Raw genomic sequence first — 334 nt, forward strand, 5'->3', positions numbered from 1 at the left:
CCGAGCACACCGTCACCATCACCATCACCGGCGTCAACGATGCGGCGGTGATCACCGGCACTGACACCGGCGGCGTGACCGAAGACGAGAGCACCCCGCTGCTGACCGAGACCGGCACCCTGAGCGTGACCGACGTGGACGGGGCGGATGAAGCCAAGTTCCTGGCCGGCAACGGCACCCCGAGTGCGGGTGCGCTGGGTAGCCTGACCATCACCGAAGGCGGTGCCTGGACCTACCAGGTCGACAACAGCAAGGTGCAGTACCTGGGTGAAGGGGAGACCAAGGTCGAGACCTTCACCGTGCAGTCTGTGGATGGCACCGAGCACACCGTCAC

The 334-nt window shown here is 65.9% G+C and carries 1 protein-coding gene; it reads left to right on the forward strand.

From position 1 onward, the window contains the following. Positions 1-334: VCBS domain-containing protein (locus tag KW824_RS20660; protein WP_218410884.1), on the forward strand; the 334-nt coding region annotated here is incomplete at both ends.

This window comes from Aeromonas sp. sif0611 (genome assembly GCF_019218845.1).
In the GTDB taxonomy this organism is placed as follows: domain Bacteria; phylum Pseudomonadota; class Gammaproteobacteria; order Enterobacterales; family Aeromonadaceae; genus Aeromonas; species Aeromonas media.